This window comes from Burkholderia sp. 4M9327F10 (assembly GCF_005503145.1).
Taxonomy (GTDB): Bacteria; Pseudomonadota; Gammaproteobacteria; order Burkholderiales; family Burkholderiaceae; genus Paraburkholderia.
The window spans coordinates 160356-186899 of the sequence record NZ_SCNV01000006.1 but is presented as its reverse complement, the minus strand read 5'-3'; the positions used below and the strand labels follow the sequence as shown (position 1 = coordinate 186899).

The 26544-nt window shown below is 61.8% G+C and carries 18 protein-coding genes and 1 pseudogene; 11 read left to right on the top strand and 8 right to left on the bottom strand.

The genetic code is table 11. The features are described 5' to 3' along the window. Positions 1-309 precede the first annotated feature (309 nt). The 3 genes from FFS45_RS09135 to FFS45_RS09125 all read left to right on the top strand — a co-directional run bounded on the left by FFS45_RS09135 (position 310) and on the right by FFS45_RS09125 (position 4497). The gene (locus FFS45_RS09135) at positions 310-2115 is read left to right on the top strand and encodes a S53 family serine peptidase (RefSeq protein WP_249362732.1); all 1806 of its coding nucleotides are present in this window, start codon (positions 310-312) and stop codon (positions 2113-2115) included. Between the two features lie 174 nt (positions 2116-2289). Further along, the gene (locus tag FFS45_RS09130) at positions 2290-4038 is read left to right on the top strand and encodes a peptidase S10 (RefSeq protein ID WP_137954360.1); all 1749 of its coding nucleotides are present in this window, start codon (positions 2290-2292) and stop codon (positions 4036-4038) included. A gap of 72 nt (positions 4039-4110) precedes the next feature. After that, positions 4111-4497: a hypothetical protein gene (locus FFS45_RS09125; RefSeq protein WP_137954299.1), complete on the top strand. Its 387-nt coding sequence runs from the start codon at positions 4111-4113 to the stop codon at positions 4495-4497. Positions 4498-4641: 144 nt separating this feature from the next. Here FFS45_RS09125 and FFS45_RS09120 read toward each other — a convergent pair whose 3' ends face one another. Next, positions 4642-5466: a MetQ/NlpA family lipoprotein gene (locus FFS45_RS09120; protein WP_137954298.1), complete on the bottom strand. Its 825-nt coding sequence runs from the start codon at positions 5464-5466 to the stop codon at positions 4642-4644. A 301-nt stretch (positions 5467-5767) separates the two neighbouring features. Here FFS45_RS09120 and FFS45_RS09115 point away from each other — a divergent pair, with 301 nt between their 5' ends. Genes FFS45_RS09115 through FFS45_RS09105 form a run of 3 tightly spaced genes read left to right on the top strand, consistent with a single transcriptional unit; the run spans position 5768 to position 9657 of the window. Next, positions 5768-7021: an SfnB family sulfur acquisition oxidoreductase gene (locus FFS45_RS09115; RefSeq protein WP_137954297.1), complete on the top strand. Its 1254-nt coding sequence runs from the start codon at positions 5768-5770 to the stop codon at positions 7019-7021. A gap of 3 nt (positions 7022-7024) precedes the next feature. Continuing rightward, on the top strand, positions 7025-8287 hold the full coding sequence (locus tag FFS45_RS09110) for an SfnB family sulfur acquisition oxidoreductase (RefSeq protein ID WP_137954296.1): 1263 nt from the start codon (positions 7025-7027) through the stop codon (positions 8285-8287). Continuing rightward, positions 8287-9657: an LLM class flavin-dependent oxidoreductase gene (locus FFS45_RS09105; RefSeq protein WP_137954295.1), complete on the top strand. Its 1371-nt coding sequence runs from the start codon at positions 8287-8289 to the stop codon at positions 9655-9657. The genes FFS45_RS09110 and FFS45_RS09105 overlap by 1 nt, the downstream gene beginning before the upstream one ends. Positions 9658-9815: 158 nt before the next feature. Here the strand turns inward: FFS45_RS09105 and FFS45_RS09100 are convergent, their stop codons facing one another. The 3 genes from FFS45_RS09100 to groES all read right to left on the bottom strand — a co-directional run bounded on the left by FFS45_RS09100 (position 9816) and on the right by groES (position 12473). Then, positions 9816-10412, bottom strand: a complete 597-nt coding sequence (locus tag FFS45_RS09100) for a nitroreductase family protein (RefSeq protein ID WP_137954294.1) — start codon at positions 10410-10412, stop codon at positions 9816-9818. Positions 10413-10527: 115 nt separating this feature from the next. After that, positions 10528-12168 (bottom strand): chaperonin GroEL, encoded by a 1641-nt coding sequence (gene groL / locus FFS45_RS09095; RefSeq protein WP_137954293.1) that lies wholly within the window; start codon positions 12166-12168, stop codon positions 10528-10530. A gap of 14 nt (positions 12169-12182) precedes the next feature. Further along, on the bottom strand, positions 12183-12473 hold the full coding sequence (gene groES, locus FFS45_RS09090; RefSeq protein ID WP_137954292.1) for a co-chaperone GroES: 291 nt from the start codon (positions 12471-12473) through the stop codon (positions 12183-12185). Positions 12474-12738: 265 nt separating this feature from the next. Here groES and FFS45_RS09085 point away from each other — a divergent pair, with 265 nt between their 5' ends. Further along, positions 12739-14247 (top strand): MFS transporter, encoded by a 1509-nt coding sequence (locus tag FFS45_RS09085; RefSeq protein ID WP_137954291.1) that lies wholly within the window; start codon positions 12739-12741, stop codon positions 14245-14247. 471 nt (positions 14248-14718) lie between these two features. Beyond that, complete coding sequence (gene ilvD, locus FFS45_RS09075) at positions 14719-16581, top strand: dihydroxy-acid dehydratase (protein ID WP_137954290.1); 1863 nt, start codon at positions 14719-14721, stop codon at positions 16579-16581. A gap of 77 nt (positions 16582-16658) precedes the next feature. Here the strand turns inward: ilvD and FFS45_RS09070 are convergent, their stop codons facing one another. After that, positions 16659-18398: a thiamine pyrophosphate-binding protein gene (locus FFS45_RS09070; RefSeq protein ID WP_171029612.1), complete on the bottom strand. Its 1740-nt coding sequence runs from the start codon at positions 18396-18398 to the stop codon at positions 16659-16661. 285 nt (positions 18399-18683) lie between these two features. Here FFS45_RS09070 and FFS45_RS09065 point away from each other — a divergent pair, with 285 nt between their 5' ends. After that, on the top strand, positions 18684-19370 hold the full coding sequence (locus tag FFS45_RS09065) for a Crp/Fnr family transcriptional regulator (protein WP_137954288.1): 687 nt from the start codon (positions 18684-18686) through the stop codon (positions 19368-19370). 380 nt (positions 19371-19750) lie between these two features. Then, entirely contained in the window at positions 19751-22063 is a 2313-nt protein-coding gene (locus tag FFS45_RS09060; protein WP_249362731.1) for an LPS-assembly protein LptD, read from the top strand. 138 nt (positions 22064-22201) lie between these two features. On the opposite strand, the gene FFS45_RS09055 is transcribed toward FFS45_RS09060, so the two are convergent. Beyond that, positions 22202-22576 (bottom strand): hypothetical protein, encoded by a 375-nt coding sequence (locus tag FFS45_RS09055; RefSeq protein ID WP_249362730.1) that lies wholly within the window; start codon positions 22574-22576, stop codon positions 22202-22204. Between the two features lie 483 nt (positions 22577-23059). On the opposite strand from FFS45_RS09055, the gene FFS45_RS09050 reads away from it, so the two are divergent. Next, positions 23060-24214: a porin gene (locus FFS45_RS09050; protein ID WP_137954287.1), complete on the top strand. Its 1155-nt coding sequence runs from the start codon at positions 23060-23062 to the stop codon at positions 24212-24214. A 190-nt stretch (positions 24215-24404) separates the two neighbouring features. Here the strand turns inward: FFS45_RS09050 and FFS45_RS09045 are convergent. Together FFS45_RS09045 and FFS45_RS09040 are read right to left on the bottom strand one after the other, a co-directional pair. Beyond that, a pseudogene (locus FFS45_RS09045) lies at positions 24405-25244 on the bottom strand (HAMP domain-containing protein); the annotation flags it as partial. Then, positions 25228-25956, bottom strand: coding sequence for a response regulator (locus tag FFS45_RS09040; RefSeq protein ID WP_137954285.1), 729 nt, complete (start codon positions 25954-25956; stop codon positions 25228-25230). The pseudogene FFS45_RS09045 and the gene FFS45_RS09040, both read right to left, overlap by 17 nt. Between the last annotated feature and the right edge of the window lie 588 nt (positions 25957-26544).

Sequence of the window (26544 nt, the reverse complement as noted above, 5' to 3'; positions counted from 1 at the left end):
CGGGGATAGGTGTGACGGAGAACGTGTATCGCACGCAATCCAGTACATTTTGTTAGCCCGGCACTACCGTGCTGGTCAGCAGGTGGCCGCTTGTTCTCACGAGGAGGCATTATGCCATTAACGGCATCGTCTTTTGTTACGCGCTTTTCGACAACAACACGTCGTATCTCGGTTTTATCGTTAATCGGATTATCTTCAACCGGTCTGCTGACTCCGGCAGTTCACGCCCAGGTCAATCCGCAAGACTGGATTTCCACTAAAACCCGCGCATTTATTGCGCCGCAAAAAAATACCCCGGAAAATGGCGCATTGCTTGCGCCGCTGGCTACCTCGAATGCAGGCACCGAGGCGGCGGCGAATAAGCCGTTACACGTCGTCGTTACGCTGAAACTGCGTAACCAGCAGGCGCTGGAAAAGTTTATTCACGAAGTCAATCAACCCGGCAGCCCGAATTTCCGTCAATACCTGAGCCCGCAGCAGGTGCTGGACACCTACGCGCCGACCGAGGCGCAAGTGGCGGCAGTCCAGCAATATCTGACTCAGGCCGGCTTCACCAACGTCAAGGTGGCGAAGAACCGGATGCTGGTGACCGCCGACGGTACGGCAGCGACGGCAAGAACGGCGTTCAACACCAGCCTCGTGCAGTTTAACGACGCCGGCCGCCAGGTCTACGCCAACTCGAGCGATGCGCAGGTGCCGTCGGCATTGGCCGATGTGGTCGATACGGTGCTGGGTTTGCAGAACGTCGTGACCGCGCATACCAACTATCACCTTGCGAGGCCGGCGCAGCCGGGCGCGAGCGTGGACCTGCCGGCACGCAGGAGCGCTGCCCAGACCGCTCAATCCGCTCAGGCGGTCGTGACCCCGCACAATCCGGTCGAATTTTCGAGCCTGTATGGCGCCGGCAGCACGCCGACGGCCTCGAGCACGACCATCGGCATTATTTCTGAAGGCGATCTTACGCAGACCTTATCAGATCTGCAGACCTTCACCAGCAACAACTCGCTCGGTACGGTATCGACCAATGTCGTGCAAACGGGTGCGTCCGGCAGCGACTACAGCGACACCTCCGGCACGGTGGAATGGAACCTCGACAGCCAGTCGATCGTCGGCGCCGCGGGTGGCGCGGTCAACCAGCTGATGTTCTATGACGCGCCCTCGATGAATCTTAGCGACATCACGGCCGCCTATAACCAGGCCGTCTCCGATAACGTCGCCAAGGTGATCAACGTGTCGCTGGGGGTCTGCGAAGCCGACGCCCAGCAAGGCGGCTCGCAGTCTGCCGATGATGCCATCTTCAAGGTGGGCATGGCGCAAGGGCAGACCTTCTCGGTCGCGGCAGGAGACCACGGCGTGTACGAATGCCAGAACGGCGTGCCGCCGTCGAACCTGAGCACGTATAGCGTCGGCGAACCGGCCACCTCCCCCTACGTGATTGCGGTGGGCGGTACATCGCTCTACACGAACAACGGCCAGTACGACCATGAAACCGTCTGGAACTCCGGCCTCGACAGCAACGGCGCGCTGTGGGCAACCGGCGGCGGGATCAGCCAGTACGAAACCGCACCGAGCTGGCAGTCGGCTGTCACCGGCAATCAGCAGCGCACCGTGCCGGATATCGGCTTCGATGCAGACAATGCCAGCGGCGCGATCCTCGTCTATCAGGGGCAAACCACGGGCACGATCCCCGGCTACGGTCCGAACGATCCGAACGTGGTGGGCGGCACGAGCCTCGCTGCGCCGATTTTCTCCGGCATCTGGGCGCGTGTGCAGTCGGCCAACAACAACGGCCTGGCGTTCCCCGCCTCGACGATCTACAGCAAGGCTCCCGCCGACCCGAGCCTGATACATAGCGTCGTCTCCGGCAACAACGGCATCACGCAAGGCGGTGTCACGTATGGCTATAGCGCCACCACGGGCTTTGACTTCGACACCGGCTGGGGCAGCTTCAATATCGCGGAGCTGAACACGGACTTCGGTTCGGCGCCGGCCATCGCCTCGAGCGGCAACGCGGACAGCAACGACACCGGCAGCCCGGCGGATCTGTTCAGCATGATCGCAAGCCTGTTCCATAGCTGGTGGTCGCTGCTGTCGGGATCGTCGGCGACCGCGTAACCCGGCCACTCACCACAAGCTTCATGCAGATCGAGTTGTGCCCATCCCAGGCATCCGGATCCATGGATGCCTGGGATGACTAATCAGTAGCACGCAGCAGGAGCTGTCAAAGCAGTACAGGGGTTGTTTCGTATCACCATAACCAGGATGAAGATGAAAGAGACACAACGTGCAATGCCTGCCGTCTGGGCGGGGCCGATCCGGCGCGTCGCGGAAGTGGCGTTGACTGCCGGGATTCTTGTGACCGCGGGTTGCGGGGGCAGCGTCAGCGGCAGCAACGATACGCCGACTCAGGCTGACCAGACCTTCACCGATCCGGTCGCGTATTCGCCCAAGGGCGGCGACAGCCTGAGCGCCGCGCAGGTTGCCGAAAAGGCCGCCGTGACGCATCATCAATGGAGCGCCGGCGGCACGACGGTCAACTACACCACGACCACCGGTCACCTGACCGCCAGCGATCCGAACGGCAATCCGCAGGCGACCATGTCGTATGTGGCATACACCGCCCCGTCGGCCAACGGCGCACCGCGTCCGGTTACTTTCTTCTACAACGGCGGCCCCGGTTCGTCGTCCGTCTGGCTGCGGCTCGGTTCGTTCGCGCCGACGCGCGTCGCGACGCCCGACCCGCAGATGACCAACTGGCCGAATTTTCCGCTGGTCGACAACCAGGAAAGCCTGATCGACACCACTGACATGGTGTTTATCGATCCCCCGGGGACCGGCCTGTCCGAAGCGATTGCGCCGAATACCAACCAGACCTTCTGGGGCGCCGATCCGGATGTGCGGGTGATGCGCGATTTCATCCAGCGCTATCTGACGGTGAACAACCGCAACAGTTCGCCGGTCTATCTGTACGGCGAATCGTATGGCACGCCGCGCACCAACATGCTGGCGCTTTCGCTGGAGTCGGCCGGGGTTCATCTGACCGGGATCGTGCTGCAATCGTCGATCCTGAACTACTTCGCGGACGTGGGCGAAACGAACGCCATCACGAACAATAACGCCAGCGACTATCCGATCGAGCTGAAGTACAGCACGGATTCGATGATCGGTTACTTCGTGACCTATGCGCAGGTTGCAGCGTACTTCAACCAGGTCTCGCCGGCGCCGGTCAATCTGGGCGCGTACGCGCAGCAGATCCAGAGTTTCGTGACCACGCAGTATGCGTCGCTCGCCCAGTACGGTCCGAGCAACAACTTTGCCGGCTCGCCGGTACTCACCACCCCGCCGGTTTTCCCCAGCAACAACACGATTGCATCGTGGTCGAGCCTCACCAGCATGTCGCAGCAGGCGCTGAATGCGTACTTCGGCAGCGCGTACTACGGCACGGCGCTGGTGCCGGGTTCGACGATCGGGCGCTACGACGGCCGTGTCTCACTGCCGAGCAGCGATCCGCGCCTGCAGGCCGACTCGGACCCGTCGGACATCCTGATCTCGCAGCCGTTCACCACGGCGCTTGCCACGCAGATGCCGGCGTATCTCGGCTACAACGCGCCGAATGCCACGTACCAGACGTTGAATAACGACATCATCGGCTCGTGGGACTTCAGCCATGGCGGCCAGGCGGTGCCCGATACGATTCCCGATCTGCTGGCGGCGCTTACGCTGAATCCGCAGTTGAAGGTGCTGTCGGAGAACGGTTATCACGATCTGGCGACTCCGTATTTTCTGACCGAGAACCAGTTGGCGCGTCTGCAGACGGTCTCGGGCCTGAATGCGAACCTGCAGGTCACGTTCTATCCGGGCGGCCACATGATCTATCTGGACAACAACGCGCGGCCGCAGATGAAGGCAGACCTGAAGTCTTACTTTGCCGGTACACCGATCGGTGGCGCACTGTCGCTCGCCAATCTGCCCCCGGCGTGGTCAGACGAAAGTCCGGCTGGGACGCCGACGCTTACCGCAATGAAAGTTGCGCCTTAAGCTCACACTGAGTTCACATTGAGCGGGCTGCGGTCGATGAGTCGCCCGCTCGCTTTTCTTGCGAGTCATCTCATGCGTTTTATTCCTGTCTTGCGGTATGTCGCTGCGGCGACGGTTCTGTGTTCCGCTGCGGCCGGCGCCTACGCCACGTCGGTGCAGTCGGTTTCCGATGCAGTGCCGGCGAACGGCGGCGGTGTCGATGGTCCGTTCTTTCCGCGCGCTCACAGCGGTGTGGCGGCGCCTGCTACGGGTGTCACGCTGCAGCGGCAAGCGCAACAACGTCTGGTCAACAGCCTCGGTGCGGAGGGCGCGCTGCAGAATGGCGCTGCGATCACCAAGGCCCAGGCGCAAACCGACGGGCTCGGTTATGTGGCGGCGCATTTCGATCAGATCGATACCGCGCGTAGCGGCACGGTGACGATGAAGGATGTGCAGCAGTATCTGAAGCAGCAGAAGTGAGGGTGGGGCGCCGCGGTCTGCTTTGATGCCGCCGCGGTGCTGAGCCAGGGCGTATTGTGCGAAACGGAGGGCCGTCGTTTGACGGTCCTCCGTTTTGTTCGTGAAGTTCTGGAAACTTGCTAGGGCCGCGCGTTACCGCTGAACTCAGTGGCTCGCTTCATTCCATGCCGGCAGCGTTGCGCCGTGATAGACACTCAGGATTTCCGCAGCCACATTAGGCTGCTGGTAACTTTGCACGAGCGTTTTCACCCAGGGCGCGTTCGCGTCTTTCGCATTGACCGCAAGGAAGTTGCGGTACGGGTTGCCGCTCACCTGCTCCTGTGCGATCCGCTCCTGCGGAATCTTGATGCCGGCCTTGATGGCCCAGTCCGTGTTGATCACGGCAGCGTCCACGTCGCCGATTGCGCGGCCCACGATGCCCGCGTCGAGTTCCTTGATATGGATATGCTTCGGATTGTCCGCGATGTCGCGGGCGGTCGGCAGCAGGCCGACGTCAGGGCGCAGCGTGATCAGATGCTGTGCCTGCAGCAACAGCAGCGAGCGTCCTTCGTTACTCGGATCGTTCGGCACGGCGACGGTTGCGCCGTCCGGAAGATCGGCCACCGACTTGACCTTGCGCGAGTACAGGCCAATCGGCTGCACATAGGTATAGCCCACCGGCACGATCGTGTAGCCGCGCGCCTTGATCTGCGCGTCGAGATACGGCTTGTGCTGGAACGAATTGGCGTCCAGGTCGTGTTCCGACAGCGCCTCATTAGGTTGCGTGTAATCGGAGAACGTCGTGATCTTGATGGTGAGGCCCTGCTTGGCGGCGTTCGCGGCAACAACGCGCCACACGTCCTCATCTTCACCGGACATGATGCCGACGCGCAGGGTTTGGGGAGCCGCCAGCGAGAGTTGCGAGGTGGCGATACCCAGGCCGAACACAACGGTGGCCAGCGCGGTTTTCAGCAGGTTTCTTTTATTCATGAGACACGGTAGTCATGTGGTTGATGATGGCCGAATGCTATGTAACCAGGGTGGTCGCTGGCAAATACTTTTCCGTTCGTTACTAACTCCGCTCAGGCATATAAGAAAAACGCGAGCGCACGCTATCCGCAACTTCTCATAAGCAATTTCCAATTCGATAGTAGGCGTGGCAAGCCTCTACTGGTCCAATAGACGGTTCAACCTGTTCGCCACAAGCGTTAGGCAGGCTGTGCGCTTCTCCATCAAAAGGGGCTGAAGCGCCGCGGCCGCACGGGTGTCATCTCTGTCGGTACGAACCATCATGTCTACTCCTGAATCCCCCTCTGCCGAGGCAACCTTGCCGCGGCGTCCCGACCCAGCCCGCGTACGGCGTATCGCCGATGATGCAGAAGCGCTCGCCGCCGCGCACACCCTGGCAGAAAGCTTCGCAGCGGGTGCAGCCGAGCGCGACCGCCAACGCCGGCTGCCCTGGGCCGAACTCGATCTCTGGTCGGAAAGCGGACTCGGCGCGATCACAGTGCCGCGCGAGTACGGCGGCGCCGACGTGTCGTATGCAACGCTGGCGGAAGTCTTTGTCATCCTGTGCGCTGCCGATCCGGCGCTGGGGCAGATTCCGCAGAACCATTTCGGTGTGTTGGGTGTGCTGCGCGAGATCGGCACGCCGGCACAAAAGGCGCGTCTCTATGGCGAAGTGCTGGCGGGCCTGCGGCTCGGCAATGCCGGCCCGGAGCGCCGCTCGGCGAGTGTCAAGACGATTCTGCAGGGGACGACGCGCCTCACCGCGACGCCCGGCGGTTTGCGTCTGAACGGCCAGCGTTTCTATTCGACCGGTGCGCTCTTCGCGCATCGCGTGCCGGCGCGTGCGACAGACGACGAAGGCCGTGCCGTGCAGGTCTGGGTGCCACGCCATGCTGCGGGCCTGACGGTGGTCGACGACTGGAGTTCGTTCGGTCAACGCACCACGGCAAGCGGCACGGTGACCTTCGAGCAGGTGCCGGTCGATCCGCAGGACGTGCTGCCGATCTGGCAGCTCGCCGATCGTCCGGGGCTGTTCGGGCCCAACTCGCAGCTGGTTCAGGCGGCAATCGATCAGGGTATCGCGCAGGCCGCCGTCAGCGATACGCTCGCTTTCGTGCGCGAACGCGCGCGCCCGTGGGTCGATTCCGGCCTCGAGCACGCGACCGACGACCCGTACATCATTGCCGACGTTGGCCGCCTGCAGATCGATCTGCACGCCGCGCATGAGGTATTGCAGGAGGCAGGGCATACGCTCGACGCCATCGCCGCCGCGCAATCGATCGACGCCGAGGCCAGCGCACGCGCCTCGGTCGCAGTGGCTGAAGCCAAGATCCTGACCACCCGCATCGCGCTGGAAGCGAGCGAAAAACTGTTCGAGCTGGCCGGCTCCGCCTCCACGCGCGCAGCCCATAACCTCGACCGTCATTGGCGCAACGCACGCACCCACACGCTGCACGATCCGGTTCGCTGGAAGTTGCATCTGCTTGGCAACTATCACCTGAATCACGTGCTGCCCGCGCGTCATTCGTGGAATTGAAACATGACTCTTGATCTTTCCGTAGAAGCACGCGGCGCCGTGGCGGCGAACCCATTGCCTGCCGGATTGCGCCCGCCGGTGACTCCCGATCTGATTGCAGACGACGCGCACGCCCTACTGACTGCGCGGCGCCTCGCTGCGAAATTCGCGCCCGAAGCCGCGCTGCGCGATCGTGAACGACGTTTGCCATGGGACGAACTCGACGCGTTCGTCGCGAGCGGCCTCTGGGGTATCACCGTGCCGCGTGAATTCGGTGGTGCCGGGGTGCGCAACGGCACGCTTGCGGAAGTGACCGCGATTATCTCGGCGGCCGACGGCTCGCTTGGACAGATTCCGCAGAATCATTTTTACGCGCTGGAAGTGCTGCGTGTCGGCGGCAGCGCCGAGCAGCAGCGTTTTTTCTATCAGCGTGTTCTGGCGGGCGAGCGCTTCGGCAATGCGCTGGCCGAAATCGGCCACAAGGACTTCAAGCGCCGCACGCGGCTCACGCGTGGGGCGGATGGGTGGCATATCGACGGCCGCAAGTTCTATTGCACCGGTGCGCTCTACGCGCACTGGATTCCCACTCTCGTGGTGGCGGATGACGAGGGGCGCGACGTCACCTATCTGGCCTTCGTTCCGCGCGACACGGAGGGCGTCACGGTCACGGACGACTGGGATGGTTTCGGCCAGCGCGTCACCGGCAGCGGCTCGGTACAGTTCGAGCATGTGCGTGTCGAGCCGGAATGGGTCGTGCCGTTTCAGGTCTCGTTCGAGCGTGCCACGACCATCGGGCCGCTCGCGCAGATCATCCACGCCGCGATCGATCTCGGCCAGGCCCGCGGCGCCTTCGATGCCGCCTTGCAGTTCGTGCGCGAACGTTCGCGGCCCTGGATCGATGCAAAGGTCGAACGCGCCGCCGACGATCCGCTGACCATTGCGCAGTTCGGCGACCTCGCGGTGCGCCTGCGTGCAGCGGACGCGCTCGTGCGCCGCGCGGGGCGTTTTGTCGATGCCGCGCAAGCGAAGCCCAGCGACCGTTCGGTGGCCGAGGCGTCGGTTGCCGTGGCCGAGGCACGCGCGCTTACCACCACCGTGTCGCTGGACGCGGGCTCGCGCCTGTTCGAACTGGCCGGCACCGCAGCCACCCTCGATGGACTCGGACTCGACCGCTTCTGGCGCAACGCCCGCACCCACACGCTGCATGACCCGGTGCGCTGGAAGTATCATGCAGTGGGCAACTTCTATCTCAACGACAAGCTGCCGCCCCGGCATGGAGCCTTGTGATGGCGAAGAAACAGATTCTGCTCAACGCGTTCAACATGAACTGCGTCGGCCATATCAACCATGGCCTGTGGACGCATCCACGCGACCGCTCCACGGACTATCGCCTGCTGCCGTACTGGACCAACCTCGCGCGCACGCTGGAGCGGGGCCTGTTCGACGGGCTGTTTCTGGCCGATATCGTGGGCGTTTATGACGTGTATCAGCACAACGTTGACGTCACGTTGCGCGAGTCGATCCAGTTGCCGGTCAACGATCCCACGTTGCTGGTCTCGGCAATGGCGGCGGTGACCGAGCATCTCGGTTTCGGTGTGACCGTCAATCTCACGTATGAGCAGCCTTATCTGCTCGCACGCCGCTTCTCGACGCTCGATCATCTGACGCAAGGGCGCATCGGCTGGAACATCGTCACCGGCTATCTGGACAGCGCGGCACGTGCGATGGGGCTCAACGAGCAACTGCCGCACGACGAGCGTTACGAGCGTGCGGATGAGTATCTCGAACTGCTCTACAAGCTGTGGGAAGGCAGCTGGGAACAGGGCGCGGTGCTGCGCGACAAGGCTGGCCGCGTGTATGCCGATCCGGCCCGCGTGCATCAGGTGAAGCACGCGGGGCGCTACTACAACGTCGAGGGCTACCACCTGGCCGAGCCGTCGCCGCAGCGCACGCCGGTGTTGTTTCAGGCGGGCAGCTCCGGGCGTGGTCAGCGCTTTGCGGCGCGGCACGCCGAATGCGTATTTATCTCGCCGCCGAACCGGACGGTCGGACGCGAGACGGTGCGTACGTTGCGCGAGCAACTGGTGCAAGCCGGGCGGCAACCGGACGACGTCAAGGTCTTCGTGGGGGCGGCGGTGGTGACGGGCGCAACCGAAAGCGAGGCGCGCGAGAAGTATGCGGACTATCTGCGCTATGCCAGCCGTGAAGCGGGGCTCGCGCACTTCGCTGCCAGCACCGGTATCGACTATGCGCAATACGATCTCGACGCGCCCGTCGACTATGCGCCCACCAACGCCATCGAATCGGCTACACGCACGGCGAAGCAGCACGGCTGGACCCGTCGCAAGCTGCTCGAAATGTTCGAGCTGGGCGGGCGCTATCCGGCTATCGTCGGCACCGCCGCGCAGGTTGCGGACGAACTGCAGGCGTGGGTCGAGGAAACGGGCGTGGACGGCTTCAACCTCAGCCGCACTGTCGTGCCCGAGAGTTACGAAGACTTCATCGATTTCGTCGTGCCCGAGTTGCAGAACCGCGGGCTCTATAAGACCGCTTACGCTGAAGGTACGCTGCGCAACAAGCTGTTCGGTGAGGGCGACCAGTTGCCGGAGCGCCATGCGGCGGCGAGTTTTCGACACCGGACGGCCGAGACCGCTTAAGTCGCCTGACTTGGGCCGCTTAAGTCGCTTGGGCCACGTGGGCCGCTTAAACGTCAACAAGCGCCAGCAAGCAGCCTCAAACAAGCGCACATGAAACTGGGGCCTCTGCGGCATTTGCCGCAGAGGCCCCAGTTTCCAGGCCCGTATTCGCGGTGCAATTACGGAACGAAACGGCCCTCGGCGGCAATTTCAGCCAGCGGCTTGCGCGGGCTTTGCACTTCACGCGCCTGCAGCGCCTCCGGCAGCACACTCTTGTCGCCTGCGCGGCCGATCGCAATCCCCGCTTCGATTGAATACACGTCAGGGACGGCCAGTTCCTTGCGGATCTTGTCACGCTCGATGCCGGCCAGGCCGTGTGCATGCCATCCGGCGAGGCTCGCCTGCAGCGCGAGATAGCCCCACGCCGCACCTGAGTCGAACGAATGGGTGGGCGCGGGCACTTCAGCACTCGCACCGGGCGGCGTGAAGGTGCTCTTCGACAGCACGATCACGATGGCCGCTGCGTGCTGTGCCCAGCTCTGGTTGAATTCGTTGAGAAAGCCGAGAAAGCGCGTCCACTGTTCCGTGCCGCGCCGTGCGTAAGCGAATCGCCAGGGTTGCGAGTTGTAGGAGGAGGGCGCCCAGCGCGCCGCTTCGAAGAACGTCAAAAGCGTTGCCTCTGGAATGACCTCTTGCGTGAAGGCGCGAGGCGACCAGCGGTTGAGAAACTGTATGTCGATTGGATGTTCTGCGGCGCGGGCGTTCGATGTGGTCATGGCTCTGTCCAGAAGAAAGTAGCAATGCGATCATGCCCGCGCGAGGCGGGCATGACAATCCCTTTGAACCTTTGAAGGCCGCTGAAGCTGAATCAGCGGCGTGGGAGCACGGCGCCTAGAAGTCGAAGCCCGGGCCGCCCGCACCCGGACCGCCGGCAGGCGCTGCCGGTGCGGCATCCTTCGGCGCTTCATATACGGTGGCATCGGTCGTCAGCAGCAGACCCGCAACCGAAGCCGCGTTTTGCAGTGCAGTGCGCGTGACCTTGGTCGGATCGAGCACGCCCGATTCGACCAGATCGCCATACTCACCGGTCTGTGCGTTGTAACCGAAGTTGCCGTCGCCTTGCGAGACCTTCGCCACTACGACGCTGGCTTCCTCGCCGGCATTGGAGACGATCTGGCGCAGCGGCTCTTCGAGCGCACGCAGCACGATCTTCACGCCTGCGTCCTGATCCGGGTTGCTGCCCTTCAGGCCGGCGATCGCGTTGCGAACGCGGATCAGCGCGACACCGCCGCCCGGCACCACGCCTTCTTCGACGGCTGCACGGGTTGCATGCAGGGCGTCGTCAACGCGGTCTTTCTTCTCCTTGACCTCGATCTCGGTGGCGCCGCCCACCTTGATCACGGCGACCCCGCCGGCCAGCTTGGCGACGCGTTCCTGCAGCTTTTCGCGGTCGTAGTCGGAGGTGGCTTCCTCGATCTGCACGCGGATCTGCTTCACGCGAGCTTCGATCGTCGCCGAGTCGCCGCCGCCATCGATCACCGTGGTGTTGTCCTTGCCCACTTCGATGCGCTTGGCCTGGCCCAACTCGGCCAGCGTTGCTTTTTCGAGCGTGAGGCCGGTTTCCTCGGCAATCACCTGGCCACCGGTCAGAATCGCGATGTCTTCAAGCAACGCCTTACGACGGTCGCCGAAGCCGGGCGCCTTGACCGCCACCGTCTTCAGAATGCCGCGGATGTTGTTCACCACCAGCGTCGCCAGCGCCTCGCCTTCGACATCCTCGGCGATGATCAGCAGCGGGCGGCCCGCCTTGGCAACCTGCTCCAGCACCGGTAGCAGATCGCGGATGTTCGATACCTTCTTGTCGTGCAGCAGGATGAACGGGTTGTCGAGAATGGCAACCTGCTTGTCCTGGTTGTTGATGAAGTACGGCGACAGGTAGCCGCGATCGAACTGCAGCCCTTCGACCACTTCCAGTTCATCGGCGAGCGACTTGCCGTCTTCGACGGTAATCACACCTTCCTTGCCGACGCGGTCGATCGCCTCGGCGATCCGCTGGCCGATCGATTCCTCGCCGTTGGCGGAGATCGTCGCCACCTGGGCGATTTCCTTGCTGGTGGTCGTCGGCTTGCTGATCTTCTTCAGCTCGTCGATGGCGGCAATCACCGCCTTGTCGATGCCGCGTTTCAGGTCGAGCGGATTGAGACCCGCTGCAACGTATTTCTGGCCTTCGCGCACAATCGCCTGGGCGAGCACGGTGGCAGTCGTGGTGCCGTCGCCGGCGGCGTCGCTGGTGCGCGATGCGACCTCTTTTACCAGTTGCGCGCCGATGTTCTGCAGCTTGTCGGCCAGCTCGATTTCCTTGGCGACCGAGACGCCGTCCTTGGTTACCACCGGTGCGCCGAAGGTGCGCTCCAGCACCACATTGCGGCCCTTCGGACCCAATGTGACCTTGACTGCATTGGCGAGGACGTTCACGCCTTCGACCAGTTTCGAACGCGCGCTGTCGCTAAAGACGATTTCTTTGGCTGCCATGTTGTGTTGCTCCGTTATTGGTTAACTACCGCGACAATGTCTTCTTCGCGCAGCACCAGCAGATCGGTGCCGTCGACCTTGACCTGCTGGCCCGCATATTTGCCGAACAGCACGCGCTCGCCGACCTTCACGTCCGGTTCGATGCGCTTGCCGTCGCTATCGCGCTTGCCGGGACCGACGGCGAGAATTTCGCCCTGATCGGGTTTTTCGGCGGCGCTTTCGGGGATCACGATGCCCGAAGCGGTTTTTGTCTCCTGATCGAGACGTTTGACGATCACGCGATCATGCAAAGGACGTAGGCTCATTTAGATATTCCTGCGGTGGAGATTTGGCACTCTTCGCTGGCGAGTGCTGACCGAGGTTGAGTATAAGAACCGGTAAGAGGGCGCTCCAATAACGAATCCTCAGATGCTTATCGGCGTTTTGCTGTTTAGGTTATGGGGCGCGGGGCGACCGGTTTGCAGGGCGCCTCGCCGAGTGCAGATTTGCATATATGAATTCGTCGTTTTGCCGATGCTGCGTGCATAGCTACCATGCAACGCTTCAGTGACTCGTGCGAAATCCGACATCATGTCCACCGTTGCTTTTCCTTCGACGAATGCCGATACGTCGGCACAGACAGAAAGTGCGCCCCGTCACAGCGTCATCCGCACCGCTCAGGATGTCTCGGGTATCGTCGACGCGGGCGCTGCGAAAGGCAGTAACGCAAAGATTGTGATTGCCATCGCGCTCGGCGGAGTCTTTCTGGATGCCTACGATCTGACCTCGCTGGCGTATGGCATCAAGGACATCGCGCGCCAGTTTTCGCTTTCGCCGGTACAGGTGGGCTTCGTTTCGTCGGCGATCACGTTCGGCGCCATTCTTGGCGCACTGTTTGGCGGTTACCTGACCGACCGGATTGGCCGTTATCGCGTCTTCATGGCCGACATGCTGTTCTTCGTGGTCGCGGCGATTGCCGCGGGCCTCGCGCCGAACGCATGGGTGCTGGGAGGGGCGCGCTTTCTGATGGGCTTCGGCGTCGGCCTGGATTTGCCGGTGGCCATGGCGTTCCTGGCCGAGTTTTCGCGTGTGGCGGGCAAGGGAAACAAGGCGGCCAGCGTAGCGGCATGGTGCCCGGCATGGTATGCCGCGACCAGCACCTGCTATCTGCTGATTCTGGGGCTGTATGCCGTCCTTCCCGAGCATCAGCTGGGCTGGCTGTGGCGTCTGACGCTCGCGTTCGGCGCGGTGCCCGCCATCGTGATCATTCTCGTGCGCAGCCGCTACATTAGCGAGTCGCCGGTGTGGGCGGCGAATCAGGGCGATCTGGAGGAGGCTGCGCGCATTCTCAAGCGCTCGTATGGCGTGGACGCCGTCGTCGAGCGCAGCGAAACCCCCGTGAAGGCGCCGCGTGCCGCCTCATGGCGCAACTACGGCGTGCTGTTCAACCGGACCTACCGCAGCCGTACGATTCTCGCTGCGACGATCGGCGCAGCGTCGTCGTTCGGCTATAACGCGATCATCTTCGGCTTGCCGGTGATTATCGCCAGCTTCTTTCATCAAGGCCCGCTTACGACCATCATTGCGGCGCTGACGCTGAATCTGGCGTTCGCATTTGTCGGCGGATTGATCGGCGTGCGCACCGCGCCAACCGTGGGCGCCTGGAAAATGACCGTGCTGGGGCACTCGCTGCAGTTCGCGTCGCTGATCGGGCTGGCCTTGATCGGCAAGCCCGGCAGCGGTCTGCTGGTGGTGCTGGCCATCCTGCTGCTCGGTGGTTATCTGTTCGGGCAAGGTTTCGGGCCGGGATCGCACTCGATGACCTATGCCTCCCTCAGCTATCCCACCTCGCTTCGCGGCATAGGCGTGGGTTTCAACCAGACCCTGGTGCGTTCGGCGTCGACGGTGTCGCTGTTCCTGTTTCCGGTCCTGGCGGCCGCTCTTGGGACGAAAGTGTTCTGGGTGATTGCGATTGCGCCGCTGACTTCGCTACTGGTGTTGCTGGCAATCCGCTGGGAGCCGTCCGGGTATGACATTGACTCGGAAGACTATGTTGATGCGCATGCCGCCCGGACGGAATCGCCGGTCCCAAGCGCGTGAGCGTGATTGAGCGAGGTCTGACGGGCGGCCTCGCTCGCGCTGGTTGCTTTGTTGTACGCAAGCCAATCTTAAGCCAATGTTGGTCCGCCATTCCCGATCCGGGAAACCCTCCTGCGACCACGCACCGTGAGCTTCATGACTCCCGTCGTCCCGCGAGACGACCGGTTTGCGGCTGTCGCTCGTCCACAGTTCCCCACGCCTTTCGGTGCTGATCACCACTGGCCTGTCATTCGTCCTTAGTCGCGCCGGTAGGTGGTAATACTTTTTACGACCTAATCGCGCCAGAAAAATATATTGGACGTCTCACCGGCGCGCTTGCACTATTCGTATCTTCCCCCAGCTCACGGCCGCCGTGCGCGCCTGCCAGCCGCGGCCTGAGGGCTTCCAGCGCGCCGCCACCGTTCGCAGCGGTGCTGCCGGCCGGGCTGGGCACCATTCTAATTTTGATAACCACAATACCTGAGGATACAGATGCCTGATTACCGTTCGCGAACCTCGACTCATGGCCGCAACATGGCCGGCGCCCGCGCCTTGTGGCGCGCCACCGGCATGAAGGACGGTGATTTCGGCAAGCCCATTATTGCGGTGGTGAACTCGTTCACCCAGTTCGTCCCCGGCCACGTGCATCTGCGCGATCTGGGCGCGCTGGTCGCGAAGGAAATTGAAGCGGCCGGCGGTGTGGCCAAGGAATTCAACACCATCGCGGTGGATGACGGCATTGCCATGGGCCACGGCGGCATGCTGTATTCGCTGCCCTCGCGCGAACTGATCGCCGACTCGGTGGAATACATGGTCAACGCGCACTGTGCGGACGCCATGGTTTGCATTTCCAATTGCGACAAGATTACCCCTGGCATGCTGATGGCCGCCATGCGCCTGAACATCCCCGTCGTGTTCGTCTCCGGCGGCCCGATGGAAGCGGGCAAGATCAAATCGCCGACGGACGGCCAGGTGATTGCCAAGATCGACCTGATCGACGCCATGATCAAGGCCGGCGACTCCCGGGTCAGCGACGCGGAAGTCGCGGAAATCGAGCGCAGCGCCTGCCCGACGTGCGGTTCCTGCTCGGGCATGTTTACCGCGAACTCGATGAATTGCCTGACCGAGGCGATTGGCCTCGCGTTGCCCGGCAACGGCACGATCGTCGCCACGCACGCCTGGCGTAAGAGCCTGTTCGAACAGGCCGGCCGCCTCGTGGTGGACCTGTGCCGCCGTTACTATCAGGAAGAAGACACCTCGGTCCTGCCGCGCAGCATCGCCAGCAAGCAGGCCTTCGAAAACGCCATGGCGCTCGACGTGGCGATGGGCGGCTCGACCAACACCGTGTTGCACCTGCTGGCCGCCGCGCAGGAAGGCGGCGTCGATTTCACGATGTCCGATATCGATCGCATCTCGCGCAAAGTGCCGTGCCTGTGCAAAGTCGCGCCAGCCACCGACAAATACCATATCGAAGACGTGCACCGTGCCGGCGGCATCCTCGGCATTCTTGGCGAACTGGCGCGTGCGGAACTGCTGGACCTGTCGTGCGGCAACGTGCATAGCGGCACGCTGGGCAATGCGATTGCGCAGTGGGACGTTGCCGGCGGTGCGGGCGAAGAAGCGCAGAAGCTGTTCCGCGCGGCGCCGGGCGGCATTCCGACCACCGTCGCGTTCAGCCAGGAAGCCACCTTCGCTGCGCTCGATACCGACCGCAAAAGCGGCTGTATCCGCAGCAAGCAGAACGCCTATTCGAAAGACGGCGGTCTCGCCGTCCTCTACGGCAACCTCGCGGAGAAGGGCTGCATCGTCAAGACCGCGGGCGTCGACGAATCGCAATGGGTTTTCTCGGGACGCGCGCGCGTGTTCGAAAGCCAGGACGACGCCGTCGAGGCCATTCTGGGCGATAAGGTCGTGGCGGGCGACGTGGTCGTGATCCGCTACGAAGGCCCCAAGGGCGGCCCCGGCATGCAGGAAATGCTTTACCCCACGTCCTATCTGAAGTCCAAGGGCCTGGGCAAGACCTGTGCGCTGTTTACCGATGGCCGTTTCTCCGGCGGCTCGTCGGGGTTGGTGATCGGTCATGCTTCGCCGGAAGCCGCGGAAGGCGGCACGATCGGGCTGGTGGAAGAGGGCGATGTGATCGAGATCGACATTCCGAACCGCAAGATGCATCTGGCCGTGGCGAACGACGAATTGGCGCGCCGCCGTCAGGCGATGGAGGCACGCGGCGACAAGGCATGGCTGCCGGCGAACCGTGAACGCGTGGTGTCGCAGGCGCTGCAGGCTTACGCTGCGCTTGCTACCTCGGCGGATCGTGGCGCCGTGCGGGATATTTCGCAGCTTAAGCGCAAGTAAGGCCGAATGAACTCGCCCCGCTGCGCGAACGCGCAACGGGGCGAGTTTCGAACGGCGCCTGAACAATCCACCTTTATTTACATTGCACCGGGCCGGAGCTGCAGGTTTTCGCGGTGCTGCGGTCCGCGGGGGCCGTAGTCGAGTTCCGCCCCAAGATTGCTGCTTCGGGTGATGGCGGCAGGAGCGTCGCACGGGTCCATGATCGACTCGACGAAGAGCAGCCTGTCATTCGGCGCGGCAAGCGCTTCTTGCAGATCCCCGCACGTTTTCACCACGTACGATCGCACCGGGGCCCCCGGATGGAGTACTTTCGGCAGGTCTGCATAGGACCAGTTGGCGACGTCGTTATACGGCTCGTTCTTGCCGATATAGCCGCGCTCGATCGTGTATCCCCCGTTGTTGATCAGCAGGATGGCCGGCTTGTGATCGTGTCGCAAGATGGTCGACAGTTCCTGCGCCGTGACCTGGAAGGAGCCATCGCCGATCAGCAGCACATGGCGACGCTCCGGCGCCGCGGTCAGCGCACCGAGGAGGGCGCCGACCGAATAGCCGATGGACCCCCAGTTGATCGACCCGATAAAGGTGCAGCCCGGCGGGAGCTTCAGACCGAGAATGGAAAATGACGTGCCATTGTCGACATATATGACGTCACCGGGGCGCAGGTAGTCCTGGATCGCCTGCCAGTAGGCAGCCTGGGTCAACGTGGCGGAACCGTCGGCTCGCGCGCCCGGCGCTGTTGCCGGTGCTGATTCCCGCGCCGTTGCCAGTGCTGCAACAGGCTGCGCAGGGCGGGTCGTGACCTGCGGGACCGTTTCGATCACGCCGCGCAGCACTTCCTTGAGCGTTACGGCCTGATAGTTGTCGTCACCGATGTCCACAGCGTGCCCCCGCGCATGGATAGTGCCGGCCGGCAGCGTGGCCGTGAAATCGCCCGTGGTCACCTCGATCGGCCGGTAGCCGATGGCGAGCAGGCAGTCACTGCTCTCGATCACCTCACGCACCCCCGGCTCGCTGCCTCTGCCGGCGTAGATGCCAATGTAATGCGGGAACGATTCGTCGATCACGCTCTTGGCCGCGTTGATCACAGCCAACGGAGCTTGCATCTTCCGGGCCAGTTCCATGAGGTCGGCGGCGACGCCGAACCGGGCCGCGTCCGCATCCACGAGGATCGCGGGCGAAGTAGCGGCAGACAGTCGTTGCGCAATCGCGTCGATGCTCGAGCGCAGCCGTTCCGGATCGCAGGGCGGCTCGGCCAGGACGAGCGGAGCCGACGGCACCTCGATCTCGAGATAGGTGATATCGGACGGCAGCTCCATGTACACCGGCAGCTTCTCCCGCCAGGCAGTGAGAATCAGCCGGTCGATCTCGACCACCGCATTGCGCGGCGTGATCCTCGCCTGCGCCGCGGTCACCGGCGCGTAGGCGCGAAGGAAGTGATCGAAGTTTCCGTCAGCCATGGTGTGGTGCATCCCGAGGCCGCGATCGACGGAGCGCAGCGGGATCGAACCGCAGATGCAGATGGTCGGCACGTGCTCGGCATAGGAGCCGGCTACGCCGTTGATCGCGCTCAGGGAGCCGACCGCATTCGTGACGAGCAGTGCGCCCAGGCCATTGAGCCGGGCGTAGCCGTCCGCCGCGTAGGAGGAGACCAGCTCACCGGTATTGCCAACCCATTCCAGCGTGCCGCCATCGTGGAGCTGTTGCAGGAGCGCGAGGTTGTAGTCGCCTGGAACGCCGAATAGATGCCGGATGCCGGCTTCCTCAAGACGGCGAAGCAGGAAGTCGCCGATCGTCATACGTTGGGTGGGGTTGCCCATCTGATGCGTGGTATTCATATAGGACTCCTGATCTGAATCATAAGAAGAATGCGCTACCGCGTTCGACCCGACTCCGTGGACTTCGATGCTGCATCATGCATGTCCGTGGACATGCTGGAGTCTTCAATGCCATCAAGCAGTGCGGTCACAACCTGTTCCATGTCGTGCCGGTCTTGCGGAATAACGACATGGTACGATCACGCATGATCGCCAGTCCGTAAGATTTCTTGCATTTCAACATGAATTTTCACGTCTTCCCAGACAATTTCTGATGCAGGCCCGGCTATGGGATTGAGCGCTTCCGTAGTTGAAACGATCTCCGGCAGCCCCTGGTTTTCCTCGCTGCCGCCTGCGGAACAAAGCAACCTTGCTGCGAACAGCACGCTGGTTCGTATTAACGTTGACGAATCACTGTTCCGGCGCGGCGATCCGGCAGATGGCTTTTACGGAATCGTCGACGGTCGCTTAAAAGCGTCGAACGTGCGCAGCGACGGCAAGGAAGCCATTCTGTCCATTCTGGAGCCCGGCAACTGGTTCGGCGAGATGTCCGCCATTACAGGCTGGCCGTATGCCCACGACGTCATTGCGCTCGAGACCGCGCAAGTTCTGAAGCTTCCGCTCGAAGCGTTCCACGCGTGCATGCAGAGCGCCGCATTTGCGAAATTGATTGCCGAACTGCTGGCTCAACATACGGGCCTTCTCTACCAGATGCTTGAAGACGCCACGCTGCATTCCACGCGCGCGAGGATTGCCCGTCGTCTCGTGCGCCTCGCGCACGGCGACGCCACCCTGGCCGCCGGCAACCGGTCGGACATTCAGGTTTCACAAGACACGCTTGCGATGATGCTTGGAATTTCGCGTCAGACCCTTGCCCTCGAACTCAAGGAGATGGCATCGAAGGGCGCTCTCGCTTTGCGTTACGGCAAGGTCGAAATTGTCTCGATGGACGTCCTCAAGTCATTCGACGACTAGTTCGCGGCAAAGGCCCATTTGTAACGCATCCGCCTGGCAGATAAGGAACCGTAGCGAAGCCGTAACACGAGTAATGCGCGCTCACGTTACCGTGACTGCTTACGCAGAGCGTCGCACCACGTCTCGTGAGGAGCACGCGTGCATGCGTTCGATGGTTGGGCGCGCCTTCATGCGAAGGTGCTACGTGTCTCGCGCCTGTAGCGGCTCAAGGTCAGTGCAGACCCGCCGAGAATCCCGCACGTATACGATGGCTCAACGCTTGACGGAAACCAGAGTCATTGTCTGATAGCAGGAAGTGGATTTTTAAACTGCGCATACCGCCCGGCGCGTCGGCACGCTTACTGCGAAGCTGCTTGCGCCATGCGTCCAGGGTCTGGATCGTGCGTGCGCCGCGCCTCGCAGCGATTGCCGCAGCCGTAGCCAGCCTTACCGGTTCTTACGCCCAGGCCCAGCTCACTGGGGCCGCCGCACAAGCGCAATCGCTTGACGGCCCCTGGGGACTGCGTCTTGCGCCGCAGCTCGAAGAGCATCTCTTGCGTTCCGGCGACTCGGCGGTCATCTTCGGCATAGCCGATGCGAGCTACGCCGTGTCGGACAGCGGTATCGCGCTAAAGGGGCATGGCGAACTGCGCGTGGGCACTACCCTGATGAAGGGCGATGCCGTTTACTACGACGCAGATACCGACGTGGCCGATGCGTATGGGAACGTGCACGTCGTCAAGAACGGCGATGTATTTATCGGTCCCGAAGCGCATCTGACGATCGATGCTTCGCAAGGTTACATGGTGACGCCGAAATACCGCTTCACCATGACGGGCGGGTCGGGCCACGCCCAGCGTATCGACATCGTCGACAACGACCAGTCGGTCGTGCATCGCGGCACCTATACGGCATGCCAGTGCGCCGACGATCCTGCCTGGTACGTCAAGGCCACACGGTTCGATATGGACAATGGCACTGATACAGGGGTCGCGCACAACGGCGTGATCTTCTTTCAGGGTGTACCTATCTTCGCCAGTCCCTGGATGTCGTTTCCACTCGACGACCAGCGACGAAGCGGTCTGCTTCCGCCAACTTTCTCGGTCAGCTCGACGAATGGCGTGGATATCGAGGTTCCCTATTATTTCAATCTGGCGCCGAACTACGACTTGACCCTTACGCCGCGCATCCTGTCCAAGCGTGGCGAAATGCTGTCCGAGAACTTTCGCTATCTCTCATCAAGTTATTCCGGTTTCCTAACGGCCTCTTACCTGCCGGACGATGCGATTACCAGGACCAACCGCTACGCGATCACCTTCGTGCACAACCAGAATCTGGGGAACGGCTTTGGGGTGTACGTCAACTACAACCGGGTATCGGATTCGGAGGTGACCACCGACCTCGCGGAGGGCAGTGCCGTCCCGTTGACTTCGACAACGGAGTTCCAGCAGGAAGCCGGCGTGACCTACAACAGCGGGCCGTGGTCGGTGCTGTTCCGGGACCAGCACTGGCAATCGTTCACGACCAGTCCTTCCTACAACCGCGAGCCGGAAATCGATGTCAAGTACGCGAAATACAATATCGCCGGCTTTGATTTTGGCGCCGAGGCCGACGCGACGCGCTTTACCATTTCGACCGCGGATTCCACGCAGGGCAGCCGCATCGTATTCGACCCGTATCTCAGCTACTCGATCGTGCATCCGGACTGGTTCTTCACGCCGAAGCTGCAATGGCATTTTGCCAGCTACGATCTGTCTTCAATCGGCAGCACGGCGCCGTCTGGCCAGCCCAAGACGTTCAGCTATAACGTCCCGACGCTGAGTCTCGATTCCGGGCTGATCTTTGAGCGAAGCGTCAACCTCTTCGGCAATAGCTATATCCAGACGCTGGAGCCACGCCTTTACTACGTCTACACACCGTATCGCAACCAGACGTTCGCGCCGATCTTCGATACTGCCCAGGCGGACTTTGGCCTTGCCGAGATTTTTACGTCAAACACCTTTGTGGGCGGCGATCGCGTCGCCGATCTGAATCGCCTGACGAGCGGGCTGACAACACGGTTTATCGATCCAGCGAGCGGTGATGAGCGGGCACGCTTCACGATTGCCCAGGAATACTATTTCACCAATCCGCAGGTTACGCTGGTGCCGGACGAACCCGAGACCGATCTGCGCGGCGCCGCCGTGACCGTTGGGGCCTCTTACAAGATAGGGCGTGGTTTCTCGGCAGAGCAATCGGCACAGTACGATGAAGAATACGATCGCATTGACGACGCCACGGTGGGTTTCACATGGAAGCCCGCGGAGCGGGAGATCCTCAATGTGGGGTATCGCTACATTCGCGACAACACCACGATTGACGACGAGCCGGAAAACCAGTTCATTCTGTCGACCCAGTGGCCTCTGACGCGCAACCTCTCAAGCGTCGGCCGGGTCAACTACGACATGCTCACGCACCGGCTGATCTCTGGCTTGCTCGGCGTTCAATATGACGCGCAGTGCTGGTCGATCAGCGTGGCCGTACAGAAGTACAGCGAAGAAGACGATACGACCGGCCAGCCGGCGAGCGGCACGCGCGTGTTGATGCAACTGCAGCTCAAGGGATTTTCCAGAATCGACAACGGCCTGCTCAATCAGTTCAAGGCCAGCGTTCCGGGTTATACACCGCTGCCGTCCTCGACACCGCAGGATTCGCGCTTTAGCGACTACGAGTAGGCGCGGCCAGGATCAACCAGGACCGATGGAGCACCGTGCCGATAACGATGCTCCATCTGTCCGGTTATGCCGCGCCTGAACTCTCGTCAATGAACTGCCGGCTTTGATACCGTCGAACGGGGCAGGCGGAATGTGAAGTCAATTTACCACGGGGCTCATTGCAAACTGCGTGGGCGGTTGCATGGTCAATGCACCGTTCAGTCTGGCCATGCTCTGCGGCGGCAGCGAATACGCGATCCATCCATAGCCGGCGTGTCTCAACAGAAGGACGACACCGTCAAACAGCGGGCTTCGGTCGACATGCCAGCACGGGTCGACCTCGAGCGAGTAGCTCCTCGACTGCTCCGGTTGTGGCGACGGGACTGGCTGCATGCGCGCGCGAATCTGGCCCAGTTGAGCGATGAGGCTATCAATTTCCTTGGCGTCGAGCAGAGCGGCACTATTTCCGATCACAAAGCGCAAAGCGCCGTGTCCGAATTCCTGTAAGGGTTCAATCGACAAACTCTGGTACATAGCAATACCTCTAAATATGGGAAGCTGGTTCCTGGTGCGAAGCCCGCGCGCCTGACGCTCGCGATAGCCTCCGTTTCTCCTCGGCCCACCTTCTTTGCATGCCTCTGTGAGGGTCTTTATACATTGATCTTTGAGAGACCAGCATAGTTCAGATTGCCGCTAAAGAAGTTTCTGACTGTTTACGTGTTATTAGAATTGCAAGGTACGGCGCTTGACTGCGGCCATGCGATTTTTTTGTCGCGCCATATGTCCCGGATTACTAGTTTCGGACCACGAAAGGAAGGGTAAGTCCGTTGTGGCTCATTGCCAACGCTTTGCGAAAGGCGGTATGCGCTAATGACGAGGTCCGCTGAACGCTGGCTAACCAGCAGTGCGGATATCAAACGGCAACGTGTTGTGTACGTCGAAAAGAATCCCGATGTTCGAGCCAATCCGGCTGCGTCGTGCACAGCGTTATCCAAGCTTATCCTCGGAGAACCTGAAATGAAAAAGTCCGTTGTGACTCTGGCGCTGCTGGTTGCTGCCGTCAAGGTCGCTTACGCTCAAAACAGTATTACCTTGTACGGGGTAATCGATGAATCGATCCAGTACACCCATAACGCAACGCCGACCGGCAGCAATCAGGTGGGACTCTATTCCGGCAACCTGTCGGGCAGCCGCTGGGGACTGAAGGGCTCGGAGGATCTGGGCGACGGACTGAAAGCCATTTTCCAGCTGGAAGACGGCTTCAACGTGAACAACGGCAAGATGGGCAGCTATAACGGCACTACCTCGGAATTCGGCCGCCAGGCGTATGTCGGTCTGCAGAGCGACCGCTACGGCACGTTTACCGCCGGCCGCCAGTACGATCCGCTCGTGGACCTGGTTCAGGGCATTACCGAAGATAACTACTTCGGCAGCACGTTCGCGACCGCGGGCGACGTAGACAACTACGACAACAGCTCGCGCACCAACAATGCGCTGAAATACGTGTCACCGGTATTCAGCGGTCTGCAGGTCGAAGGCCTTTATGCACTGGGTGGCGTGGCAGGTGCGGGCGGCTCGGGTCAGACGTGGTCGCTGGCTGCCGCGTACAACAACGGCCCGCTCGCTGTCTCCGCCGGCTACTTCGTGGCAGACAACTCGGAGTCCAGCACCGAACGAACCGGCTGGTCGTCGACATCGGACGGTACGTTCGATGGCCCGGTCAACTCCGGCTACGATACGGCCAAGTCGATTAACATCGCTCGCGTGGCTGCCCAGTATGTTGCCGGTCCATACACATTCGGTCTGAGCTACAGCAACTCGCAATACAAGGCTGACGCCCAATCGGCTTTCGCGGATACGGAAAAGTACAACACCGGACAGGCCTTCCTGAATTACCAGGCGACACCGGCATTGTTGCTGGGGCTGGGCTACAGCTACACGAGGGCGAGCGGCGACACGGGTGCATCGTATAACCAGATTTCGCTGGGCGCAGACTACAACCTGTCGAAGCGCACCGACGTGTATCTGGTCGGGGCATGGCAACACGCCAGTGGAGATCAGTTGAACGCGGACGGCACCGTGAGCAGCGCCGAGGCTTCCATCGGTTCGTATGGCGTAGCAGGAACCAGTTCGCAGGAAATGCTCAGCTTTGGCATCCGCCACAAGTTCTAACAGGACGAACGGGCAAGCGGCCTGAAAAGCGGCCTGAAGACCGCAGAGATCCAGTCACCTACATGAGACGAGGTGACTGGATTATCTCCGCTTCGCCGGTTTCGCTGCAATCGCTGCAATCGCTGCAATCGCTGCAATCGCTGCAATCGCTGCAATCGCTGCAATCGCTGCAATCGCTGCAATCGCTGCAATCGGTGCAATCGGTGCTGTCGTGGCCAAAGGCCAGAAACTGCTCGACGATATCCGTCATCGAATCGACGGCGCGTACCACGTCCTCGCGCACGCAGGCCTCGTCCATCATCTCGGCGCGCAACCGTAACCGCGCCAGCGGCGTCTTCAGATCGTGCGCGACACCCGCGAGCATCACCGCGCGGTCGTTTTCTGTGCGCGCTACTTCCTCGACCATCTGGTTGAAGCCACGGGTCAGCTGGCGTAGTTCGCGAGGCCCGCGCTCCGGCACCGGCGGCACCATCTGGCCGCGCCCAAAGCGCGCCACCGCACCTGCCAGAGAACGCAACGGCTGCTGCAATTGCCATGCAGCAAAGAGCGCAGCCATTACCGCAGACATGAAGATGGCAATGAGCCATGTCAACGTGTTCTCGAGCGTGTGAGGCATCCCCAATGGCTGGAGCGGCACCACGATCCAATGTGGGTCGGCGGGCTCGTGGACCCACAGCCCCGGCATCTTGCCCAGCTTGCCGACGCGCACCTGGGTGCCTGGCGGCATCCGCTCGCGCACGTCATCGAGAAAGCGGCTCAAGGGGGTATCCGTATGTGCCGGCAGAGGCGGCAGGTGGGCGCTCGCCAGATCGACGATGCGCACCCGCGAGGGCAAGGGCAGGGCAGGTGTGTGGGCGATGTGCTGGCGCACCGCATCGACGAGAAACGCCGCCTCTTCAACGACATAGTGGGTTTGCATCTGGCCGCCTTCCATGCGGAACAGCGCATACCAGGCGAAATGCGACAGCAGCAGCACCACGACGACCAGCAATGCCAGCCGTCCAAACAGCGAGTCAATGGTCCGATGCATGTTGTTCACCATCGGGCACAAATACATAGCCGCGGCCGCGCACGGTTTGAATAAAGCGCGGGGCGGAGGGATTGGTTTCAAGGATGCGGCGCAGACGCCAGACCTGCACGTCGATACCCCGGTCCGTGCCGTCGTATTGCAGGCCGTGCAGCAGTTCGAGCAGGCACTCGCGGCTCAGCGTGTGCATCGGATGATTGACGAAAATCATCAGCAGAGCGAACTCGCCTGGGGGCAGTGTGAGCGAGCGGTCGTCCAGATTCAACGTGCGTGACTGAAAATCCAGCGTAAAGCGGCCGAACGTGAAGACGTCGCTTTGCGACTCCGCGATGGGCGTCGTCGGCAGCGAGTGACGGCGCCGTAGCACGGCTTGCACGCGCGCCAGCAGTTCGCGCGGATTGAATGGCTTGCCCAGGTAGTCGTCCGCACCCAGTTCGAGTCCGATGATGCGATCTGCTTCGCCAGTGCGCGCGGTCAAGATGATCACCGGCGTGTCGTTGCCGGCGGCGCGCAGGTTCTTCAGCGCCGTCAGACCGTCCACACCCGGCAGCATCAGATCGAGCACGATCAGATCCGGGCGCTCGTGCTCAAGCAACTCCTCGAGCAAGTCAGCGTCGTGCAGCAGCGAGACCTCGATACCCAGACCGGCCAGATAGGTGCGCACCAGCTGGCGAAGGTCGACGTCGTCATCTACGACAAGTATTTGAGTGGCCATGACATGAAGACTCGCGGACAGGAACTGAATTTATAGTTCAGGCAATCCCCCGAGAAGTTGCCGTGTTTTACGACGCTGGAGGGTATGTAAGGAAGAGGAACGCTTGGAAGAACCGGTTTCCCCAGCACGGAAAAGAGCTCGATGCCCCTGCGGAGTGCTGCGCGGAGCCTTTACGCGTTAAAACGCCGGCATCGGCATGCATGGCGCGGGGTAATCCAGCGTAACCGGTACGTAACGAAAACCGCCATCGTGCCCGCTACCGTCAATAGCAACGGCTATTTTGCCGTAGCACTGGAGTGGACATCATGGAGCGATATTTTTCGCCGGTCGTACTTGCTGAATTGTTTCGTACGAGTTCTAGCCTGGTCTTTGCTAAAGACCTGTCCTCGGCATCGAAGCATCGATCGCACGGATATTCGGCGCGCGGGCCGTACGGCGTGAAAATGGCATTCGTAGTCTGGCGCACCACTTCCGGCGCCAGCGTTCCCAGACGTGATAGCCGCAATGGACAGGCGCACGCGGTAAGGCGTTGAATGGATCGTGCTACCGCAGATCCCCTCGTTTGAATCTAAATGTTTTCTTAAAACG

What these genes read in the sequence shown, in the direction of transcription:
- FFS45_RS09130 (WP_137954360.1), top strand. Translation starts at nt 2,290, where the DNA reads ATGCCTGCCGTCTGGGCGGGGCCGATCCGGCGCGTCGCGGAAGTGGCG.
- FFS45_RS09125 (WP_137954299.1), top strand. Translation starts at nt 4,111, where the DNA reads ATGCGTTTTATTCCTGTCTTGCGGTATGTCGCTGCGGCGACGGTTCTG.
- FFS45_RS09120 (WP_137954298.1), bottom strand. Translation starts at nt 5,466, where the DNA reads ATGAATAAAAGAAACCTGCTGAAAACCGCGCTGGCCACCGTTGTGTTC.
- FFS45_RS09115 (WP_137954297.1), top strand. Translation starts at nt 5,768, where the DNA reads ATGTCTACTCCTGAATCCCCCTCTGCCGAGGCAACCTTGCCGCGGCGT.
- FFS45_RS09110 (WP_137954296.1), top strand. Translation starts at nt 7,025, where the DNA reads ATGACTCTTGATCTTTCCGTAGAAGCACGCGGCGCCGTGGCGGCGAAC.
- FFS45_RS09105 (WP_137954295.1), top strand. Translation starts at nt 8,287, where the DNA reads ATGGCGAAGAAACAGATTCTGCTCAACGCGTTCAACATGAACTGCGTC.
- FFS45_RS09100 (WP_137954294.1), bottom strand. Translation starts at nt 10,412, where the DNA reads ATGACCACATCGAACGCCCGCGCCGCAGAACATCCAATCGACATACAG.
- groL (WP_137954293.1), bottom strand. Translation starts at nt 12,168, where the DNA reads ATGGCAGCCAAAGAAATCGTCTTTAGCGACAGCGCGCGTTCGAAACTG.
- groES (WP_137954292.1), bottom strand. Translation starts at nt 12,473, where the DNA reads ATGAGCCTACGTCCTTTGCATGATCGCGTGATCGTCAAACGTCTCGAT.
- FFS45_RS09085 (WP_137954291.1), top strand. Translation starts at nt 12,739, where the DNA reads ATGTCCACCGTTGCTTTTCCTTCGACGAATGCCGATACGTCGGCACAG.
- ilvD (WP_137954290.1), top strand. Translation starts at nt 14,719, where the DNA reads ATGCCTGATTACCGTTCGCGAACCTCGACTCATGGCCGCAACATGGCC.
- FFS45_RS09070 (WP_171029612.1), bottom strand. Translation starts at nt 18,398, where the DNA reads ATGGGCAACCCCACCCAACGTATGACGATCGGCGACTTCCTGCTTCGC.
- FFS45_RS09065 (WP_137954288.1), top strand. Translation starts at nt 18,684, where the DNA reads ATGGGATTGAGCGCTTCCGTAGTTGAAACGATCTCCGGCAGCCCCTGG.
- FFS45_RS09055 (WP_249362730.1), bottom strand. Translation starts at nt 22,576, where the DNA reads ATGTACCAGAGTTTGTCGATTGAACCCTTACAGGAATTCGGACACGGC.
- FFS45_RS09050 (WP_137954287.1), top strand. Translation starts at nt 23,060, where the DNA reads ATGAAAAAGTCCGTTGTGACTCTGGCGCTGCTGGTTGCTGCCGTCAAG.
- FFS45_RS09040 (WP_137954285.1), bottom strand. Translation starts at nt 25,956, where the DNA reads ATGGCCACTCAAATACTTGTCGTAGATGACGACGTCGACCTTCGCCAG.